Raw genomic sequence first — 18,019 nt, forward strand, 5'->3', positions numbered from 1 at the left:
ACTGAGGTCCTCCTCTAATTTTTCCTTATAATCCTTTTCTTATAGCTTTATGAAGACTATTGATATATTTGGCTTCAAGCCCAGGGAAATTATTGTGGATGAATTTTGCCTGCTCAGGGCTGATGCCTATCAGGACGGATTCTGCACCCAGCAGACTGAATTGGGAAAGGAGCTGCTGGAAAAAAATCAGTCCGTCACGCGAGATGCTGCCGACACCGTTGAAGTCAATTAAAATACGATTCACATTTGAATCATGCAGCATGTCAAGCAGCCGATCTTTATTCTGGTTGATCAGCTGTTCCGAGAGCTCTCCAAAGAGCGGGATGAGCACAAGTTCGTCTGATATATGGATGAAAGGGCTGGAAAGCTCAAGCACCTTTCTGTATGATCTTTCAGCGCTTTCCTTGCTCTCAAGCAGGTCCAGGTTAGTTTCAGCAAGCCGCTGCCTGTGCTTCTCCACTTGGCCGGCAAGAATATTTATCTTATCATCTTCCTCAATCAGCAGAAGGTGGGCAGTATCCCCGTTCCAGCTGATATGCACTGTAACTAAAGCAAAAGGGGAAGAGTGGGTTTTCATATTCAGCTCTGTCCGCTTCTTCTTTTTATTCAGGAGGACATTCTTCGCTTTTTCTGCACTTTCGTCATCAATCAGCTCCAGCAGATTTCCGGCAGGCAGAAACAAGCTGGCTGTCTCAGCAGAGCTTTCGAGTATATCAAGTTTTTCATTTATTTTAAAATAGGGCAGGGGCAATAGCTTATTATCTTGCATTCAATTCCTCTCCAAAAGGTAAAGTTGGAATCCACTGCTCAATGTCTATGAGCTCTTTCAACAGCGTTGTTTTGCTGGAGCAATGGCTGGTAAAATCGTAATATTTGAGCAGCCGGCCCCCGACAAATACCGCAGGCGAGTGCGTAAGGCTTTCAAGTTCTTTTACATAAAAGGAAAGCTTCTCGGCATGATTGATCATGGTGAAGGACAGTCCTATTACATCAGGCTGCCACTCTTCTGCCGACTCTTTTCCTTTCTCTAAAGGAACGTTCGGGCCAAGCAGCTTTGTTTCCCATCCTTTTTCCTCAAAGATGATGGCTGCCATCTTCAAGCCGAGAAAGTGCTGTTCATTTTCAAGGCAGAAAAACATCGCTTTCCTTCCTATTTTCGGATGGACTTCCCTGGAAACCTGGTGCCTGTACCGCGAAAGCACAAAATCACAAGTTGTGGTGGCTAAATGTTCATCGGCAACGGAGATTTCGTCATTCTGCCAAAGCTCGCCGACACGCTGCATGGATTTGGTAATCAGCTTTTCAAAAATTTCAAGTGTATTGGCTGAATGTTTGTGCTGGCCATATATAATCTCCCATGCTTCATCCTGGTCTCCTGACAGCAGGGCATCAGTAAGCTGTTTTGCGTATTGTTCCATTATGACCACCTTCTTCGATAAATATTGGTCGCGTGGCAAGGAAGTTCTGTCGGCTGTTCCTTCGCTGGTGCTCCTGTGCCAAATCTGTGGAAGGTGGGAGTTCAGCGTTGAAAATGTGTTAATATAATTATATTTTAAGGGCTTTATAAAGGAAACAAATAAAAGTATTGAAAGTCTGGGTTCTTAATGTTAATTAGTGTAACATATTTCTGTTCTTAATGCGGGATGCAGGATTTTACAGCAATACATTTATTTTATCTAATTGGCGAAGCTGGAAACAACTCTGATACATTCTCCAGGTGTGGCTCTCCTGCACCATAATGGAAGGTGAAAGATTCCACACGGGCTGAGGAATTGGATATGGAGAATTTTTTGGTTTAATATGAGTATAAAAGCCCGGAAGTACAGGGAGGATGGCCAGCATTGAAAGCATCCTGATTTCTATCGTTTTATCAGAGATTCGGCTGCAGTCTGTACTGATGTGCTGCAGAGTCTCATTATATTAAGGGGCGGTTGTCCGGGGATGGTGTTTGAAGATGAAAATATTGGTAGTTGAAGATAATGAAAGTGTCTGCTCGATGCTTGAAATGTTTTTTATGAAAGAAGGCTATACAGGCAGGTTTGTCCACAGCGGCCAGGAGGGCTTTGATGCATTCAATAAAGAATCATGGGATCTTGTCATCGTCGATTGGATGCTGCCTGTCATGGATGGTGTTACACTCTGCCGGAAAATCAGGGAATTGAGCACAGTCCCCATTATCATGCTGACAGCGAAAGACAGTGAATCAGACCAGGTGCTCGGCCTTGAGATGGGAGCGGATGACTATGTGACAAAGCCATTCAGTCCGCTTGCCCTTATGGCCAGGATCAAGGCTGTTACAAGAAGATATCAGGCTGATTCCTCCAAGCAGGAAGAAGCAAACTATATCTCAAGCCAGTTTTTCAAAATCAGCAAGGATACGAGAGAAGTGCTCTACAAAGGCCAGCCTTTGAATAATCTTACGCCAAAGGAATTTGACCTGCTTTATTATTTTGTCAAAAACCCGCGGCAGGTTTTTTCCAGGGAGCAGCTCCTCGACCGGGTATGGGGATATCAATTTTATGGGGATGAAAGGACAGTCGATGTGCATATCAAGCGCCTGCGCAAAAAAATCGGCACCACATCCCAGCCGTTCATCCATACGGTATGGGGAATAGGCTATAAATTTGATGAATCGGAGGCCGCAGGTGAAAATTAAATATTTCTATCAGCTTCTGATCAGCCATATCAGCATCCTGATCATGGCTTTCCTGTTATTGAGCCTGCTTTTTACCCAGTTCGTCCAAAATTATGTTTTTCAAAACAAGACGGAGGAGCTGAATGCATATGGCGAACAGGTGCTGAAGGAGCTTTCTGTCAGGCCGGTGGGCAATGAGCGGTTTCTGGAAGAGTACAGTCAGCTGCTGAGGGCGCGCAATATCAATTATTATCTATTTGATGCAAATTACGGTGTCATCTATCCCCAGACGAGGGGGCTCAGTTTATTATTCACAGAAGAGGAGCGGCAAAGGCTTGCCGGCGGTCATTCAATCTCAATCAAGCATGACATCAAACGCTTTGAGCAGGAAGTGACCCTTGTAGCTATACCATATATGCATGACGGCAGAATGACAGGGGGGATTCTCCTCATGTCGCCGATTAGCGGTGCACTCCAGATGGCCAGCCAGCTGAATAAATTCCTGCTGTATACCATTGTCATCAGTCTGACCGCGACAATCCTCCTCAGCTGGGTGCTGTCCAAAAATCTCCTCAAACGCATTAAAGAATTGAGGAACGCGACCTCGATGATTTCCAAGGGGGACTATAATGTTAATATCAAAAACACCCAGTTTGATGAAATAGGGGAGCTTGCAGAAGATTTCAACCATATGGCCGCAAAGCTCAGATCATCCAATGAAGAAATCGAACGGCTTGAAAACAGGCGGAGAACGTTCATTGCAGATGTATCACATGAAATGCGGACGCCTCTCACGACCATCAGCGGCATGGCAGAAGGCCTGAAGAACAATCTCATACCTGAGCAGGAAAAGCAAAAGGGCATGGATTTGATTGACCGTGAAGCGAGAAGGCTGATCAGGCTTGTGAATGAGAATCTTGATTATGAGAAGATCCGCTCCAACCAGATCAAGCTGGACATCGGCAATATCCAGGTACTGGATCTGTTTGAAGTAGTCAAGGAGCAGCTTGATATCCAGGCTGAAGAAAAAGGGATTGAAATCGTGCTTGATGCAGATGAGGAGCTATATGTAAAAGCAGATTATGATCGCATCATCCAAATCATCATCAACATTGTCAAGAACAGCATCCAATTCACCGATGGGGGAACTGTATGGCTGAGAGGGCGGAAAGGGAATGAAGAAACTGTCATTGAGATAGAAGACACTGGGATCGGCATCGATCCAGGGGAAATTGAATCGATCTGGCACCGCTTCTATAAAGCCGATCTGTCAAGGACAAGCAGCACCTTCGGAGAATTCGGGATCGGCCTTTCCATCGTCAAACAGCTCGTCCAGCTTCATAATGGGGAGATTGAGGTAGAAAGCGAAAGAAATCAAGGGACACTCTTTAGGATCAGTTTTCCGAAATGAAGTGGTGTGACGTTGACTCCGCGAAGGGTGATAGTGGGCATATTTTGCTGCGGCTTGCATCCGGGAGTCCGGCTGGGGAACAGGAACAGTCGAAGGGAAGCTAAGTCATGCATCCGAGAGACCAGCTGGGATACATGACAAGTTGAAAAAAAGCCAGTCATGTGCGAGAGCCCGTCTGGGATACATGAGTGGTCGAAAAAAAGCCCAGTCATGTATACGAGAGTCAGCTGGGATACATGACAGCCGGAAAAGAGCCCAGTTATGTATGCTGGAGCCCGTCTGTGGTACATGACAAGTTGAAAAAAAGCCCAGTCATGTATGCGAAAGTCCAGCTGGGATACATGACCAGCCGGAAAAAAGCCCAGTTATGTATGCGGGAGCCCGTCTGGGGTACATGACAAGTTGAAAAAAAGCCCAGTCATGTATGCGAGAGTCCAGCTGGGATACATGAACAGCCGAAAAAAAGCCTGGGTCATGAATCCGAGAGACCGGTGGAATACATACCCAGGCAAAAGAAAAGCCAGCTGTGCTCACGTGACCAGCCTTTTTCACAATTTCCCAATAAACCAAACAAAAAACCTTTCCCGCATTGGGAAAGGTTTTTTTCTAGGAAAGGACCTCCGACTTAGCTAGCATAATCTGCTCAGTCTGCTGTTCGACCGGCTCAGCCTGTTCCTGGAGTTTCTTTACTTCGATATACTTGATATGATGTTCTTCCATTTCAAGGATGGTGAAGTCATAGGAGTCAAAATGGATCGTATCGCCCTGCTTCGCTTCATAGTTCTCTGTCAGGATCCATCCGCCCATTGTGTCCACATCTTCATCATTAATTTCTAGTCCAAGGAGATCGTTCACTTCACTCACAAGAACTTTGGAATCAAAGATGAAATGCCCTTCATCCATTTTCCGGACCATGGGGACCTCATCATTGTCAAATTCATCGCGGATGTCGCCGACGATTTCTTCTATTATATCTTCGACGGTCACGAGGCCTGAAGTCCCGCCGTATTCATCCATCAGTATGGCCATATGGATCCGGTCTTTCTGCATTTTCACCAGAAGGTCATGAATCGGAATCGTATCGATGACCCGGATAATCGGCCGTGTATATGCTTCAAGCGTCTTGGAGGTTATTTCCCGGTCTTTGATGAAGTCAGTGATGATTTCCTTTATGTTGACCATCCCGATAATATGGTCTTTATCTCCATCGATAATCGGATACCTTGTGAACTTTTCGTCATGGACGAGCTGCAGGAAGGTTTCGAGCGTATCATCCTTGGCAAGCGAAACGATTTCCGTCCGCGGGACCATGATTTCCTTGGCAATCCTGTTATCAAACTCGAATATCTTGTTTACATACTTAAACTCAGACTGGTTGATTTCACCACTTTTATAGCTTTCGGATAAAATGATGCGCAGCTCCTCTTCAGAATGTGCCAGGTCATGCTCGGAAGCCGGCTTTAATCCAAAGAAGCCAGTGATTAAGCGTGCAGAGCCATTCAGCGCCCAGATGAAAGGGTACATGATTCTGTAGAAACCGATCAGCGGACGGGAAAATGCAAGCGTAATCCATTCAGCTTTTTGAATAGCGAGAGTCTTTGGCGCAAGTTCCCCGATCACAACGTGGAGGAACGTGATGAAGCCAAAAGCAATAGAAAAAGAAAGTATATGTGATACAGATTCCGGGATGCTGAGGTTCGTCAGCACCGGCCTTAAAATATGCTCGACTGTTGGTTCCCCGAGCCACCCAATTCCCAGCGCGGTCACGGTAATGCCAAGCTGGCAGGCGGACAGATAGCCATCCAGGTTTGTAATCACTTTCTTTGCAGCAAGTGCAGAACTGCTGCCTTCTTCTATAAGCTGGTCAATCCTTGAGCTTCTCACCCTGATGATCGCAAATTCCGAAGCGACAAAAAATGCCGTAAAAGCAATTAAAATGGCTATAATAACCAAGTTTAATATGTCCAATAAGTTTCCTTATCCCGCGTGAACGAGTAAGGAGTCACCTCCTGATAATACAAAAATATTTTAGCTTGTTAAGGTTTTAAGAGACTGGATCAAAGCCAACCCTTCCGTACTCAGCTTTTTGGAGATGTTGTTTTTTTCTTCCCCGTCCAGCTTTTGAATGAGCGGAAGGAGGGAGGAAATCTCTGTATGAAGGTGCCTTATCTGCTGTGTAACATCAAGAATCTGCTTCTCGACGGTCCCTGATGCCGCTTTCCCATCTTTCTTCAATTCCAGCTTTCTCTTAATCTCTTCAAGCGGGATGTGCAGTTTTTTGCATTCTTCAATGAATGTAAGGTCAAGGAGCACATCTTCAGAATAAAGCCTGTAATTCGATTTCGATCTTTCAGCCTTTATCAGGCCCAATGCAGTATAATAGTCAATCGTTCTTTTTGATACATTTGCAATCGCTGCTAGTTCACCAATGCGATAGAATGCCCCATCTTATCACCTCGGTATCAGATTTAAATTTTTCATTATGATGGTTTGGCTGTTCAAAAAACAAGATGTATATTTTCATAAAATTAACCATAATTATACGGTAACTTAAACCGTACAGTCAAACGTTGCGGTTGAAATGGAGTGATTACTCTTATTTTATGAGAATATATACAGCTTATGAACAATTATGAATCAATTTATCGGAAAATACAAAAAATTACACCGTAAATTCTCCGGTTTTTTTGTTCCAAAGGCTCGTTAGTCTTCTGTGCTGATTCGGGCCCATTCAGCGGCAGTTCTTAAAAAGAAGGACATCCTGGGAAGCCGCTTGTCTTGTATCAAAGTGAGTATATTCCTAATAAAATCCCGGCTTTATGGCAAAGCCTTTTGCAGAGGGATAAACCATGTGGAAGAGCTTGAAATTTCCAATGAAAAAACAGGCTGCGGATGTTTCCGGCAGCCTGTCCTCCATAATCTATTTTTGCTGGCGCTGAATGACCGGCTGCAGCTGGATCCTCAAGTCTGCCAGCAGGTCGTTCACTGTCAGCTCAGCCTCGCTTTGGCCTTTATCAAAGGCATGCTTAAGCACATCGGCAAAGCCGGGTAATTCTTCCTGTATCATCCGGAGATTTTTATCATTCATTATTTTCATGCACCTTTTCTATGGATTTCTCTTTTATTTCCCGCCTGCAGCAAAGGTTAAACTGCTATTCCCTGCAGAAAATTAGACATCGTCCCATTTAAAGTATAAATTTATAGTATAGGAAATGGCAGAAACCAGGATAGTAAGAAATAATCTCTGACTATTCTTGATATGTATTAAAGATAAGGGGTAGAGCAATGAAGTTAAATGAACTGCCGGACAGCAAACCTTCTATTAATGTACATGGCCTCGATTTCCAGTGGGATTTCAATAATGGCCAGTTCATCTTTGAAGGGGAAGACGCCGTATTATTTTGGATCAATTCAGCGATGAAGACTTTCTTTGACACCATTGAGGAAATTTCCGGTGAAGAAGCAGCCAGCGTGGTGCTGGAGACAACAGGCTACCGGATGGGACAGGTGGTCGGAGAGTATTTCGAAAAACTTAAAACTGTATCTGTTGAAGATGCAACAAAGCTGATTCCCAACACCTACGCGTCTGCTGGCTGGGGAAAAACCGTTGTAACAGAGCTTGATGAAGAGGCAAAAACAGTTACGGTGCAATTGCAGGATACGTGGGAACATAAAATCAATCTTGCCCAAAATAAAAAAACGGGCGGAACCTTCCTGCCTGCCCATTATGCCGGGATTTTTACCGGGCTGTTTGGGGAGAATATCTGGTATGAAGTAGCAGCCAGCCAGATAGAAGGCCATGACTATACCGAAGTCAAGTATTTTCCTTCTGATGTAACGGTGTCCCACAACATCCATGAGCTTTCCAGAAGGAAAGAGTCCGAGCAAATACGGAGTCTTGAGGAACTTGTCGCAGAACAGACTATGGAGCTGCATGACCTGGTCAGGCAGCTGTCTTCCCCAATCATTCCGGTTTTGGAAGGCATTGTGGTTGTACCGCTGATCGGAAAATATGATGAGAGCCGTTCAGAAGATCTGCTGACAAAGACCTTGAACAATTTGCCTAAATATCAGGCTAAATATCTTGTCCTCGATCTGACCGGACTTGATAATGATATCAGCAATTTTACAGGTGATTTCATTCATAAGCTTGGATCTGCCGCATCACTCATCGGCATAGATACCATCCTTGTCGGCATATCAGCTGAACTGGGAGTGGCCATCACTCAGTCCGGCATCAAGCTTTCGAAATATGATTGCTTCCAGACCCTTCAGCACGGCATCTATTTTGCGCTGTCCCAGATAGGCCGGAGGATTATTTGATAACGGAAAAAGCCAGCATTGCTGGCTTTTTGTTTTGCCGATTAATATTTCCATTCTTCCGCTAGAAGCCCGTAAACCACCAGATCGTGGTAATGCCCATTAAGGAACTCTCCCTGCCTGATGATTCCCTCCTGTGTGAACCCCAGCCGCTCAGGGACAGCCCTGCTCTTATGGTTCCTGATCCCGCATCTGATCTCAATCCGGTTCAAACGCAGGTCATTAAAAGCATAATTGATCATTGCCTGGACTGTCCTTGTCATGATTCCTTTTCCCTGAAATCCTTCGGCCAGATAATAGCCTATGCTCATTTGCCTGCTTGCCCAGTCAATTTGGTGGATGCCGGCGGCTCCTGCCAGTATCCCCTTATACCTTATACCAGTGTTGAAGCCATTGTTTTCGGCAAATTGCTTCAGCCACAAAGGGATGATGCTGTGATATTGCATGGGGGAGGTCATGCTGTCTACCCAGGGAAGCCATTCCCTTAGATGGTTCCTGCTGCCGTCCACCAAACTATAAAGCTCGTCGGCATGATGCAGCTGAAACAGCTGAAGCCGGATTTCATTATCAACTTCTAGTGTAAACAAATCTTCGCCCCCTTTTTTTCTAAGGTTTGAATTATCTGGAAGCATTGCCTGACAATCCAATCATACACAGGAAAGCGGAGCAGCGTAAATTTTCTTTCATTTATTCGCAGCCGGAATCTGCTGCTCTTTCGCCGGTATGCAGAGGCAGAGTCATGCTGAAAATGGTTTTATCATAGTCTGATTCACAGGAAAGGAAGCCTTTATGCTTTTCAATGATTTCCCGGCAGACAAAAAGTCCCAGCCCGGTTCCCAGTTTTTTGGTCGTAACAAAAGGTTCAAAAATGGAGCTTAGCAGATGCTCAGGTATTTGCGGGCCATTATTTCTGATTTCGAGCCGTACATAAGAGTCTGATGTCATGAATGAGATAATTTCAATGAGCGGATCTTCCCTATAGGGGTTCAAGACATCGATGGCATTAAAGATGATATTGATAAGCACCTGGCGGATTTCATCTTCATAGCCGCAAAGATGGGTGCTCTCATCGACTTCCTTTATAATACGGACTTTGGCATCCAATATGCTTGGATACAGGAAAATCAGTACCTCTTCAACCAAACTGTTCAGGTTGAAGGTAGTTTTTTCCTTTCCGATAAGCTCCTTCTTGGATAATAGCAGGAATTGCGAGATACGGAAATTGAGCTGTTCAAGCTCATTTGAAATGATATCTAAATAATTCATGGGAGGGTTTTCAGCTTTAAGCAATTGAACAAAACCCTGGATGGAAGTCAGCGGATTCCTGAATTCATGTATAAAGCTGGATGTCATTTGTCCCAGAAGAGTAAGGCGGTCTTTATGGGTTGAATTGATGAATTCCGTTTTTTCATCAATGATCTTATTCTTGGCATCTGTATAATGGCTGACAGCATAATAAAGAAATTTGTCAAAACATACATTGATCCTGTCAATCCATTTCTGCAGATCATCCCAGTGGACGTCAACCCGGTTGAGATTTTTATAGATGATGGAACGGCCCATATTTACATTGTAGACAAATTCGCCGATGTTGATATTGGCCTTTACACGCTGAGAGGCAATTTTGATGGCGAGCTGCTGAAGATAGACATCCAGATCCTGTTCTGACTTGGACAAACTGGTCAAGATCAGGCTGAACATGGCTTCACCGTTTTCTCTTATATAATCTTTGAAAGGATCTGTCTCTGTTAAGACAATCTCTTTATTCCATTGCTCCAGAAGAATATGCTTCTCTCTTTCAAGAAAGTCAAGCAGCTTTTGATTTGATAGTGATAACATTTTACCCTCCGCCTATCTTTTTGACTATTAACCTTGCTGTATTAACATTCGCCTATAATGGGATAAATCCTCCGGAATTTTCTTGGGAATTTACAGAAATTTATCGAAAGATCGGGGATTAGATGACAAAGTGTAAAATTATGATAGTTTATGTAAAATACTGGATGGTTGGTGTGTCCTATTAAAAAAGCCTCAGTTTAATCTGAATGGTGAAGGGCATAAAAAAGTACAGGCATTTATCAAATTCATAAATATAAAAGTTATACCTGCTTTTATAATGTGTTAGAATTGGTGTAATATTACACTTGAAAAGGGTGGCGCGAATATTGACACGAGAAGAGATTATCATGAAGGTTTCAGAAAAGCTCCGCCTTATTCGTACAGAGGCAGGATATACCCAGGATAAGATGGCGGAAATTATCGGGATCTCCAAAAAAACACTTGTTCAGATTGAAAAGGGCAGAGCTTATGCGGGCTGGTCCACAGTAGTGGCTGTCTGTGCCCTGTTCCGTGAAACCGAAACCGTGCAATTTCTATTTGGAAACGAACCGCTTGAAGTGCTTGAAACCATTGCAAGGGAAGGTATTGATTATCGTAAAGAAAAAACCCTTGGAGGCAAAATATGGTGGAGAGAGGTCGAAAAAAGAGGCAGATTTATGCTTCAGCAGAATATCATCAGCCAGCATTTCCGGATTATAGATGAAGACCTGTACAGAGTCTACAGCAGTTTTGATGAAGAAGAATCAAAAGAGCGTTTTTTCGAGATTGCAAGAGGGGCAGATGCGGACAAGTAACCCTGACTGTGCCTGTGAATGGAGAGAGAAAGAAACGCTAAGATACTGGGTATCTTAGCGTTTTTTGTATGAGCCGGAAATGATTATTTCGCAATCAGCACAGGACACGGAGCCTGTTTGGCGATGTTGCTGCTGACGCTTCCCAGGAACATCCGCTTCAGCCCGCCTTTGCCGGAGTTTCCGACAATGATCAGATCGGCTCCTTCTGCCGAAGCGTAATCACAGATGCTTTCTGCAGGGCTGCCGTCAAGAGAATCATATTTTGCCTGGATATTATGGGGTTCAAGCTCCTGTTTGGCTTTATAGAATGCGTCATCCACGCTGTTTGAGATAATGGCGTGTGTTGGCGGGTTGGGATCATCATGCCTGATCGACATAGGCGGAATCTGGATCCCTTCCAGCATATATCCGTTTGTTCTTACCGGCTCCACTCTCTTTTCATTATCAGTCATTACGTTTTCTACCTTTTCGTCATAGACATTTGCAACCAGTACATGTGCCTCCGGGTTTCCTTTTGCCATCTGAACGGCAAGCTGCAGTGCCTTATTGCTGCCTTCGGTATCATCATAGCCGACTACAATCCGATTGAATTGGTTCATTGTCATCATCCTTTCTTAATAGGAGAGTTGTGATTATTTTCTATTTACCCATATTTCCGATAAAAGAATCCTGCCTGTTTGAGCGGCATCAAAATTTTATACCCCTATAAAAGGGGGAACACTTTCGGATTATATAAAAGTGCCCAAACTGCTAATAAGGATAATTATGGTTTATATCCCATCATTTTTGAGTAAAAGTCTTTAAGAAAATTGTTTACAGTATGATAAGAAGTCACCAAGAAGTTTCAATAAAGGTTGTGATTAAATGAGCAATACAAGAGAAGGCAGAAATAAACAAAATCGAATCTATAGACTAAAACGGATGTTACAAATCGTCCTTTTATTTTCTTCTACATCGATCCTCGGCTTCCTTAGTTTCTTTTACTTTCAAGGCAAGGACGCGGATATCAGCAATCTGGAGGACGGGATGTCACAGCCCACGGTCATTTACGATTACAGCGGGGAAGAGGCAAGCAAAATTTCAGCAAGCAAAAATGAAGGCCTCCGTGCCGACCAGATCCCTGACAGCCTGAAAAATGCCGTGGTTGCAATAGAAGATAAAAGATTTTATGAACATAGCGGCATTGACTACAAAGGCATTATGAGAGCGCTGTTCACTAATATCAAAGCTGGCGGTGTGGTCGAAGGCGGGAGCACCATTACACAGCAGCTGACGAAGAATGCGCTGCTCACTCATGAAAAAACATACAAGCGGAAGATGGAAGAGTTTTTCCTGGCAAGGGAAATAGATAAGAAATATTCAAAAGAAGAAATCCTTCAGATGTATTTGAATCAGATTTATTTCGGGGAAGGGGCATGGGGGGTCAAAAATGCTGCCCTTAAATACTTTGGCAAAGATGCCGAAGATCTGACCATAAGCGAGTCGGCCATTCTGGCGGGAATCATCAAGGCCCCCTCTGCCCTGAATCCAATCGGCCATCCTGAAGAGGCGGTAGAACGGCGGGATACGGTCCTGCTTCAAATGAAGGAGCAGAACTATATTTCTGCCAGTGAATTTGAACAAGCCAAAGCAGAGCCGCTTGCTCTCAATGACAGGGGCGGCGATCCACTGAAAGGAAAGTTCCCTTATTATGTTGATCATGTTCTGGATGAAGCAATCGAATTATATGGACTGACACAGGATGAATTATTGACAGAGGGATACAGGATCTATACTGAACTTGATCCGGAAATGCAGGCAGCCGCAGAAGAAATCTACCAAAGAGATGATCTTTTCCCGCAAGGAAAAGAAGATCAGATCGTCCAGAGCGGAGCTGTGCTGGTGGATCCTGAATCAGGCGGTGTCCGTGCTTTGGTCGGCGGACGAGGCGAGCATGTCTTCAGGGGCTTCAACCGGGCCACCCAGCTGAAGCGCCAGCCCGGCTCAGCTATGAAGCCTTTGGCTGCTTATGCGCCGGCTCTGGAAGAGGGATGGAAGGCAACAGACCAGGTAAAAGATGAGAAAATGAGCTTCGGCGGCTATGAACCAGGCAATTATAATGGACAGTACCGCGGGCAGGTGCCAATGTACGAGGCCGTCAAAGATTCGCTTAATCTTCCGGCGGTATGGATACTTAATGAAATCGGCATTGAAGCGGGGATTGAAGCATCCAAGCGGTTTGGAATCCCTCTGGAGGAGAGCGACAGAGATCTTGGGATTGCTCTTGGGGGATTGTCATCAGGTGTGTCTCCGCTGGAGATGGCCGGTGCTTATGCGGCATTTGCCAATGACGGTGTAAGGGAAGAGGCCCATGCAATCATAAAGATCGAAGATGCCCAAGGAAATGTAATAGCCGAACGGGAAGAAAAGTCTGTGCAGGCAGTTTCTAAAGAAGCAGCAGAACAAATGACAACCATGCTTCTGGGGGTAGTGGAGCAGGGAACCGGGAAGGCAGCAGGCATTCCTGGAAGGGAGACGGCCGGGAAGACAGGCTCGACCCAGGTGCCGATAGAGGGGATAGATGGCGTAAAGGACCAATGGTTCACCGGCTATACACCTCAGCTTGCCGGTGCTGTATGGGTCGGTTATGACCATACAGATGAAAACCACTATTTAACAACGACAAGCAGTGAAGGCGCCGCCCCGATCTTCCGGGAGCTGATGGCGGCTGCTCTTGAAGGGCAGGATGCTGAATCCTTCAATGTTCCGCATATCTCTTATTATATTGAACAAAAAGAGAAAGAAGAAAGATGGAAGAGGGCCAGAGAATGGGAGGAGAATTTAAGGAAGGAAGCCGAGAAGTGGCAGGAAAAGCTGCGTGAAGAAAAAGGGAAATGGGAAGACCGCTTAAAGGGCAGGGATAAGGAAAAAGAGAAAGAGAAAGAAAAAGAGAAAGAGAAAAAGCATGAAGATTAAAATAAAAAAGAGCCGGTCGGCTCTTTTTTTTGCTGTCGTTAGAACAGCCAGCTTACAAGTGCGCCAATCACAACGATGGCGCCGATTATCATAAGAATCGTCCGGATCATTATAGGTTCACTGCCTTTCTGGGAATTAAACGGTTTCCGTCATTAATGGCTGGTCAGCCTTTTTGAATGCAGATACACGGTTTGCGCAAGTTTCCTTGATTTTAGCGAGATGCTTCCTTGCCTGCACCCCTTCGACAATCACTTTAATGGATGTATTCGCCTTTTGGGTCAGCAGGAAGGAAACCAGCTTTGGCATATTGGAAGCATCAACTGACTTCTGATTGCAATAGATGATTGTGTTGCCTTTATATTGCTTAGCGGCCTGATAGATTTCAAGCATATCTTTCATTGTAAAATGTCTATCCAGGTTAATGTTTGTAGAGATGATTTCTTTCATAATGGTTCAGTTCTCCTTTATAGTATATTTATAGTTTTTGTTTGTTTTTTTATCGTTTATTGTTACTTGAGATTTACCCCGGCTCCCGAAGTCTAAACATGTCAAAATGATGACAGGGCTTCTCTATTTTTCCAGTAGAAGCTGCTGGATAAGGCATAAGATTTGCCGGCTGGTGAAGTCAGGTTTAAGATAAATGCATAATCATTCTGAATAATGAGGCATTTATCATGGAGGGGGACAATAGGTTGCTGACTCTCATCAGAAACGGGAATGTATATGCACCTGATCATATAGGAAAGAAAGATATACTGCTTACAGGGAATAAGATTGGCTATATAAAGGATCATATCGATCTGCCTGAAGGCTTTGCAGATATCAGGATAATAGAGGCAGAGGGAAAGCTGGTAGTACCCGGCTTCATTGATGCCCACGTCCATATCATAGGTGGTGGCGGCGAGGGCGGCTACCGGACAAGGACTCCTGAGCTGCAGCTGACCGATGCCACTCTGGCAGGCATTACCACCATTGTGGGCGTAATCGGAACAGATGGTACCACCAGGACGATGCCCAGCCTGATTGCCAAAGCAAGGGCGCTGGAGGAAGAAGGAATCACCTGCTATGCCCAGACAGGATCCTATCAGGTGCCGGTAAAGACACTCACTGGGAAAATTGAAGATGATATCATCCTGATTGATAAAATAATCGGGGCAGGAGAAATTGCCATCAGCGATCACCGTTCTTCCCAGCCTACCGTAGAGGAGCTCGCCAAAATAGCATCTGCAGCCCGGATCGGGGGAATGCTTTCAGGCAAAGCCGGGATCGTCAACATCCATGTTGGCGACAGCTATGATCATTTGAAGCTGATTGAAGATGTGGTGGAACAGACTGATATTCCGCTCCGCCAATTTTACCCGACACATATCAACCGCAATCCCCACCTCTTTGAAGAGGGCATCCGATATGCCAAAAGGGGGGGCTATGTTGATTTTACAACCAGCTCCATTCCTAAGTTCCAGGAGGAAGGGGAGGTTAAATGCAGCAGGGGATTGAAAAGGATGCTTGCCGCAGGGGTCGGAATATCACAGATTACTTTTACCTCTGACGCCCAGGGCAGCCTGCCGGATTTTAACGAGGCAGGAGAACTGATCGGCATGAAGGTCGGAAAGATATCCTCTTTATATAGTGAAGTCCGTGACAGCATCCTTCTTGAAGATATCCCGCTTGACCAGGCAATCAGGGTCATAACCAAAAATCCGGCAGACATTTTGAAGCTGCCTCATAAAGGGGCGATTGAAGCAGGCAGGGATGCAGACCTGGTCATGCTGGATCCGGACGATTATCAGATTGATACCGTCATAGCCCTTGGCAGGACCATGGTAGAAGGCGGACAGGCTATTGTCAAAGGAACTTTTGAATAAACCTGTAAAGAGCAGACTGAAGATTTTCATTCAGTCTACTTTTTCTGCTGCAAGCTGTAAGAATAACTGGCCTTTTTTGAGAAACAATAGGTTTGTCACAATGGTGTGCGACAAAGTTAGTTTTCTTCTTCGTTGAACCCTGCCTCCCTGTCATTTACCATAGATAAGTAAATACTATAAATAGAAGGGAAGAGTGCAAATGGCTCAGCCTAATATAAAAATAGCTGTACAAAAATTCGGTAACTTCCTGAGCTCCATGGTCATGCCGAATATCGGTGCGTTTATCGCCTGGGGCCTGATAACTGCACTATTCATACCATCCGGGTTCTGGCCAAATGAAAGCCTTGCCAAAATGGTTGACCCAATGATTACTTATCTTCTTCCGCTGCTGATTGGTTATACAGGCGGAAAATTGATCCATGACCAGCGCGGAGCTGTAGTCGGTGCCATAGCTACTATGGGTGTCATCGTCGGCTCTGATATTCCGATGTTCCTCGGAGCCATGATTGTCGGCCCGATCGCCGGTTATGCAATCAAGCTTTTTGATCGCGCCATTGAAGGTAAGGTCAAGGCAGGCTTTGAAATGCTTGTCAATAACTTCTCTGCCGGAATCATTGGCGGTGTACTCGCGATATTGGCATTTGCGGGTATCGGACCTGCAGTCGATGTATTCACAGGCTGGCTGGTCAGCGGGGTGGAATGGCTTGTAGAAACAAACCTGCTGCCATTAACAAGCATCCTGATTGAACCTGCAAAAATTCTATTCCTTAACAATGCAATCAACCACGGGGTCCTGACTCCGATTGGGACGGAACAGATCAAACAGACAGGCCAGTCCATCCTGCTGCTGCTGGAAGCAAACCCTGGACCTGGTATCGGTGTGCTTCTTGCGTACATCTTCTTCGGAAAAGGAAACGCAAAGCAATCTGCACCCGGAGCTGCACTTATCCATTTCTTTGGGGGAATCCATGAAATTTACTTCCCTTACATCCTGATGCGTCCGCTATTATTCATCGCGGTCATCCTTGGCGGAATGAGCGGTGTGTTCACACTTGTCCTGCTTGGCGGCGGTCTATTCGCACCGGCATCACCGGGAAGCATTCTCGCCATCACGGCAGTGACGCCGCACCATGCGAGTGCCTATATTGCCAACTTTGCTGCTGTCCTTGTAGCCGGTGCTGTTTCGTTCATTGCTTCTGCCTTTATTTTAAAAACAGGCAAGCAGTCAGATGAAAATATTGAAGCCGCAGCACAAAAGATGCAGGAAATGAAAGGGAAGAAAAGCTCAGTTGCTTCTGCATTCACAGCAACAGAAGGCAAGCTTCCTGAAAATGTGAGCAAAATTGTCTTTGCCTGTGATGCCGGAATGGGCTCAAGCGCCATGGGGGCTTCACTTCTCCGCAAAAAAGTGAAGGCTGCCGGCCTTAATGATGTGAATGTAACCAATACGGCAATTAGCAATATTCCTGCTGACGCACAGGTAGTCATTACACAGGAAGAACTGACGCCAAGGGCAAAAAATAAAATCCCTGAAGCCTATCATGTGTCAGTGGATAATTTCCTTTCAAGCCCTGAATACGATAATCTGATCAGCAAGCTGAAAGGAACTGCAGAAGAAGAACTGATTGACATCGCTGAAGATGCGGAAGCTGAAGCGATGGGGGAATCGCCTGCAGAAGAACGCAAGGAATCGCCTGCAGCGGAAGCACAGGAAAACAATGATCTGCTGCTGGAAAAATACGTATTCCTGAACCAGAAATTCAATCATAAAGATGAAGCCATCCGTTTTGCCGGAAGAGCGCTTGTCGATGGCGGATATGTCCGTGAAAATTATATTGAAGCCATGATTGAGCGGGATGAAATGACTTCAACTTATATGGGCAATGATGTTGCCATCCCTCACGGCACAGAAGCGGCTAAGCAGGAAGTCATCAAATCCGGGTTCACTGTCATCCAGGTTCCGGAGGGAGTAGACTTTAACGGTGAAAAAGTACGATTGATCTTCGGTATTGCCGGTAAAGATGGCACCCATCTTGAAATATTGTCTTCCATTGCCGTCACTTGCTCGGAGATGGAAAACATCGAAAAAATGGTCCAGGCGAAAACAGCCAAAGAGTTAATGGATATCCTTAACGGGTAAGGACCGGTAAGACATGCAGAAAGGCACAGCTTGTGCCTTTTTGCGCTTTTGTTTTTTGGC

Annotated in this window: 16 protein-coding genes; 7 read left to right on the top strand and 9 right to left on the bottom strand. The window is 45.1% G+C overall.

Annotated features, from left to right (window positions below):
* Window positions 1-25: 25 nt before the first annotated feature.
* Both N288_RS06040 and N288_RS06045 read right to left on the bottom strand, forming a co-directional pair.
* Complete coding sequence (locus N288_RS06040) at window positions 26-769, bottom strand: STAS domain-containing protein (protein ID WP_009795109.1); 744 nt, start codon at window positions 767-769, stop codon at window positions 26-28.
* On the bottom strand, window positions 759-1,418 hold the full coding sequence (locus N288_RS06045; protein WP_009795110.1) for a cobalamin B12-binding domain-containing protein: 660 nt from the start codon (window positions 1,416-1,418) through the stop codon (window positions 759-761). Before N288_RS06045 ends, N288_RS06040 begins: the two co-directional genes overlap by 11 nt.
* A 536-nt stretch (window positions 1,419-1,954) precedes the next feature.
* On the opposite strand from N288_RS06045, the gene N288_RS06050 reads away from it, so the two are divergent.
* Both N288_RS06050 and N288_RS06055 read left to right on the top strand, forming a co-directional pair.
* Window positions 1,955-2,656: a response regulator transcription factor gene (locus N288_RS06050; RefSeq protein ID WP_009795111.1), complete on the top strand. Its 702-nt coding sequence runs from the start codon at window positions 1,955-1,957 to the stop codon at window positions 2,654-2,656.
* Window positions 2,646-4,046, top strand: a complete 1,401-nt coding sequence (locus N288_RS06055) for a sensor histidine kinase (protein WP_022543545.1) — start codon at window positions 2,646-2,648, stop codon at window positions 4,044-4,046. The genes N288_RS06050 and N288_RS06055 overlap by 11 nt, the downstream gene beginning before the upstream one ends.
* 606 nt (window positions 4,047-4,652) lie before the next feature.
* Here N288_RS06055 and N288_RS06060 read toward each other — a convergent pair.
* From N288_RS06060 to N288_RS25055, 3 genes are all read right to left on the bottom strand, one after another.
* On the bottom strand, window positions 4,653-6,014 hold the full coding sequence (locus N288_RS06060) for a hemolysin family protein (RefSeq protein WP_022543546.1): 1,362 nt from the start codon (window positions 6,012-6,014) through the stop codon (window positions 4,653-4,655).
* A gap of 60 nt (window positions 6,015-6,074) precedes the next feature.
* Window positions 6,075-6,476, bottom strand: a complete 402-nt coding sequence (locus tag N288_RS06065) for a MerR family transcriptional regulator (RefSeq protein WP_083783130.1) — start codon at window positions 6,474-6,476, stop codon at window positions 6,075-6,077.
* Between the two features lie 490 nt (window positions 6,477-6,966).
* Window positions 6,967-7,134, bottom strand: coding sequence for a hypothetical protein (locus tag N288_RS25055; protein WP_022543547.1), 168 nt, complete (start codon window positions 7,132-7,134; stop codon window positions 6,967-6,969).
* Window positions 7,135-7,331: 197 nt separating this feature from the next.
* On the opposite strand from N288_RS25055, the gene N288_RS06070 reads away from it, so the two are divergent.
* Window positions 7,332-8,369 carry an STAS domain-containing protein gene (locus tag N288_RS06070; RefSeq protein WP_009795119.1) on the top strand — a complete coding sequence of 346 codons (1,038 nt, stop codon included), beginning with the start codon at window positions 7,332-7,334 and terminating at the stop codon, window positions 8,367-8,369.
* 41 nt (window positions 8,370-8,410) lie between these two features.
* On the opposite strand, the gene N288_RS06075 is transcribed toward N288_RS06070, so the two are convergent.
* Both N288_RS06075 and N288_RS06080 read right to left on the bottom strand, forming a co-directional pair.
* Window positions 8,411-8,953 carry a GNAT family N-acetyltransferase gene (locus N288_RS06075; protein WP_022543548.1) on the bottom strand — a complete coding sequence of 181 codons (543 nt, stop codon included), beginning with the start codon at window positions 8,951-8,953 and terminating at the stop codon, window positions 8,411-8,413.
* Between the two features lie 100 nt (window positions 8,954-9,053).
* Complete coding sequence (locus N288_RS06080; protein WP_009795121.1) at window positions 9,054-10,205, bottom strand: histidine kinase N-terminal domain-containing protein; 1,152 nt, start codon at window positions 10,203-10,205, stop codon at window positions 9,054-9,056.
* Between the two features lie 326 nt (window positions 10,206-10,531).
* Between N288_RS06080 and N288_RS06085 the strand changes: the two genes are divergently transcribed.
* Window positions 10,532-10,999 carry a helix-turn-helix transcriptional regulator gene (locus tag N288_RS06085; protein ID WP_035403123.1) on the top strand — a complete coding sequence of 156 codons (468 nt, stop codon included), beginning with the start codon at window positions 10,532-10,534 and terminating at the stop codon, window positions 10,997-10,999.
* 83 nt (window positions 11,000-11,082) lie between these two features.
* On the opposite strand, the gene N288_RS06090 is transcribed toward N288_RS06085, so the two are convergent.
* Window positions 11,083-11,598 (bottom strand): universal stress protein, encoded by a 516-nt coding sequence (locus N288_RS06090; RefSeq protein WP_022543549.1) that lies wholly within the window; start codon window positions 11,596-11,598, stop codon window positions 11,083-11,085.
* A gap of 265 nt (window positions 11,599-11,863) precedes the next feature.
* On the opposite strand from N288_RS06090, the gene N288_RS06095 reads away from it, so the two are divergent.
* Window positions 11,864-13,954 carry a transglycosylase domain-containing protein gene (locus tag N288_RS06095; protein ID WP_035403125.1) on the top strand — a complete coding sequence of 697 codons (2,091 nt, stop codon included), beginning with the start codon at window positions 11,864-11,866 and terminating at the stop codon, window positions 13,952-13,954.
* Between the two features lie 135 nt (window positions 13,955-14,089).
* Here the strand turns inward: N288_RS06095 and N288_RS06100 are convergent, their stop codons facing one another.
* Window positions 14,090-14,401 carry an HPr family phosphocarrier protein gene (locus N288_RS06100; RefSeq protein WP_009795126.1) on the bottom strand — a complete coding sequence of 104 codons (312 nt, stop codon included), beginning with the start codon at window positions 14,399-14,401 and terminating at the stop codon, window positions 14,090-14,092.
* A 245-nt stretch (window positions 14,402-14,646) separates the two neighbouring features.
* Here N288_RS06100 and iadA point away from each other — a divergent pair, with 245 nt between their 5' ends.
* Both iadA and N288_RS06110 read left to right on the top strand, forming a co-directional pair.
* A complete protein-coding gene (gene iadA / locus N288_RS06105; RefSeq protein WP_022543551.1) occupies window positions 14,647-15,819 on the top strand; it encodes a beta-aspartyl-peptidase in 1,173 nt (390 codons plus the stop codon).
* Window positions 15,820-16,018: 199 nt separating this feature from the next.
* A complete protein-coding gene (locus N288_RS06110; RefSeq protein WP_009795128.1) occupies window positions 16,019-17,959 on the top strand; it encodes a PTS mannitol transporter subunit IICBA in 1,941 nt (646 codons plus the stop codon).
* Window positions 17,960-18,019 lie beyond the last annotated feature (60 nt).

Source organism: Bacillus infantis NRRL B-14911, from assembly GCF_000473245.1.
GTDB classification, from domain to species: domain Bacteria; phylum Bacillota; class Bacilli; order Bacillales; family Cytobacillaceae; genus Bacillus_AB; species Bacillus_AB infantis.

Excerpts from the sequence above, each read along its gene's own strand:
- N288_RS06110 (WP_009795128.1), top strand. The coding sequence starts at position 16,019 with ATGGCTCAGCCTAATATAAAAATAGCTGTACAAAAATTCGGTAACTTC.
- N288_RS06070 (WP_009795119.1), top strand. The coding sequence starts at position 7,332 with ATGAAGTTAAATGAACTGCCGGACAGCAAACCTTCTATTAATGTACAT.
- N288_RS06080 (WP_009795121.1), bottom strand. The coding sequence starts at position 10,205 with ATGTTATCACTATCAAATCAAAAGCTGCTTGACTTTCTTGAAAGAGAG.
- N288_RS25055 (WP_022543547.1), bottom strand. The coding sequence starts at position 7,134 with ATGAATGATAAAAATCTCCGGATGATACAGGAAGAATTACCCGGCTTT.
- N288_RS06090 (WP_022543549.1), bottom strand. The coding sequence starts at position 11,598 with ATGAACCAATTCAATCGGATTGTAGTCGGCTATGATGATACCGAAGGC.
- N288_RS06050 (WP_009795111.1), top strand. The coding sequence starts at position 1,955 with ATGAAAATATTGGTAGTTGAAGATAATGAAAGTGTCTGCTCGATGCTT.
- N288_RS06095 (WP_035403125.1), top strand. The coding sequence starts at position 11,864 with ATGAGCAATACAAGAGAAGGCAGAAATAAACAAAATCGAATCTATAGA.
- N288_RS06100 (WP_009795126.1), bottom strand. The coding sequence starts at position 14,401 with ATGAAAGAAATCATCTCTACAAACATTAACCTGGATAGACATTTTACA.
- N288_RS06040 (WP_009795109.1), bottom strand. The coding sequence starts at position 769 with ATGCAAGATAATAAGCTATTGCCCCTGCCCTATTTTAAAATAAATGAA.
- N288_RS06045 (WP_009795110.1), bottom strand. The coding sequence starts at position 1,418 with ATGGAACAATACGCAAAACAGCTTACTGATGCCCTGCTGTCAGGAGAC.